Genomic DNA, 1,776 nt, shown 5'->3' with positions numbered 1-1,776 from the left:
GACCCTAAGCCCACTCCACAATTGGTTTTACATTGATTTTCTAGGTGCGAAAGTTGAGATTGGAAACCTTCCTGCAGGAAATGTTTATCTGTCACGACAAACATCACGAAGAGCAAATCATGCGATATCTTCAACGATATTTGTGAGAGCGGCGGCGGCTTCATGATCCGTTCTATGTTGAATCTATTGTGAATGGATACGATCTTCATAATTATTTTCCCGGTCTTCCCACTGGATTGCGATCATGACCCCGTTTTCTTTAATCGAATCAAATGTGTCATAACCAGACTCTTCTTCTTCAAAAACATATTCGAGCTTAAAGTCATCCGTTTTTCTGTTCTTTATCGCATTGACGATGATCCCATACCGATCTTCGTATTCTTCCTGAAACCCATCGATTTTCATCAATTTTTCTTTATAAGCCGGGTCATACACGTTGACGATTTGCGTGCCCTGGTCCGTTCCCAGTGCAAAGCTTATATATTCCACCTCGTTCAGCTCTTCCGGATCCCCTTTAAAGCGAAAAACGGCCGAAAAGTACTTTTTGCCATGCTTTAACGTGACCTCGTTGGGGATCGAGACTTCCCATTTCGCCCCTTCTCCCTGAAAAACCATCTCTCCAGCATGTGGGTTTTCGGGCGTATCCGAACAGCCGATCAAGAGACTGGTTAAAACCAACACAACCAATATCGGCGCTTTGAAAAGCTTGGTGAGTTTTCGTTGAAACGATATGCACATCAAAAAGTGCCTCCTGCGCTTTCCATGCCTGAGCGGCCAAAAGACATGAACATTGGACATGAAATGGAAGAACGTCATGGACGGATTGGTTGAAGCGCTTGTTGAATCGTCGGATGCTTAGACAAACGTGCTGCGTAAAAAACAGACTCCGCATTTTCACGGAGTCCGGACGGCTTCACCGGTGTCTTATTGCCACACCGATCCTCCCTGTTCGCCCGTAACGGTATCCAAGGCGTATTTGGTCTTGGACTCACTATCGGCAAAAAGGTTGCCATTGTTTATATTAGGTTCATTATGATTGATTTGTAATATCAAACTGATAATCCCGTTCGACCTTGCAGACTCTCGTTTTGTATCTGGTGTACCAATCCGTCATCCCGCGTTTCTAAGCAATCAAATGTCGTTCGTTCTGTTTCCAATTTTGGATGGCTTCGAGAGATTCCCAATAAGATACCGTAATCCCCAAGCCATCTCGGACGCTTTCAACACCTAAAAATCCAGGCTGCGCAGATGCGAGTTTTACCATTTCCTCTGCCATTTCGGCATATCCATGATTCGCGTAACCCAACGACTGTGCGCTACAAACCGAGCTGTTCCCATAATGTCATCATGCTTTCAGCAACTGTTTTATTTGCCGTATCGATCACGATGTGATCTCGATCCCAGGCCTCGTAATGCCGTTTCATCACCTGATCCCACGTCGGCAGAGCGAATCCGGGAATATTAGAGGTACGAGACTCAACCCGATTCCGATGTTCTTGTTCATCAGAGCAGATCACTTCAATTTCCACAAACGGTACGTTAATAGACTCTGCTACATTGCGCCAAGCCTGACGCGTGATGTGAATAGGGTTGACGGTATCTGCAACCACGTCGAGGCCCAACCGCAAATTCTGCAGTGCAATCGCATAGCACACATTGTCCTCTAGGAGGGTAGTCCTGATCGGGAACCCCCAAACTTCACAGAACAAACTTGCCGTTTGTCACCGCCGGAATATAATTGACCCAGGAGCGCCGAAAAGAAAATGACCCACCCCT

General features: G+C 46.2%; 2 protein-coding genes and 1 pseudogene. All 3 read right to left on the bottom strand.

Annotated features, from left to right (window positions below):
- Positions 1-183: 183 nt before the first annotated feature.
- Positions 184-738, bottom strand: a complete 555-nt coding sequence (locus KJQ12_RS04515; RefSeq protein ID WP_213483684.1) for a hypothetical protein — start codon at positions 736-738, stop codon at positions 184-186.
- Between the two features lie 292 nt (positions 739-1,030).
- Positions 1,031-1,306, bottom strand: a pseudogene (locus KJQ12_RS04510) (antibiotic biosynthesis monooxygenase family protein).
- A 10-nt stretch (positions 1,307-1,316) separates the two neighbouring features.
- Positions 1,317-1,622 (bottom strand): P-loop nucleotide/nucleoside kinase family protein, encoded by a 306-nt coding sequence (locus tag KJQ12_RS04505; protein ID WP_244860420.1) that lies wholly within the window; start codon positions 1,620-1,622, stop codon positions 1,317-1,319.
- Positions 1,623-1,776: the final 154 nt, after the last annotated feature.

It is taken from the genome of Thermobacillus xylanilyticus, from assembly GCF_907165215.1.
In the GTDB taxonomy this organism is placed as follows: Bacteria; Bacillota; Bacilli; order Paenibacillales; family Paenibacillaceae; genus Thermobacillus; species Thermobacillus xylanilyticus.
Note: the sequence above shows the minus strand (reverse complement) of the source record. Positions and strands in the feature narration are given on the sequence as shown.

What these genes read in the sequence shown, in the direction of transcription:
- KJQ12_RS04515 (WP_213483684.1), bottom strand. Translation starts at nt 738, where the DNA reads ATGTGCATATCGTTTCAACGAAAACTCACCAAGCTTTTCAAAGCGCCG.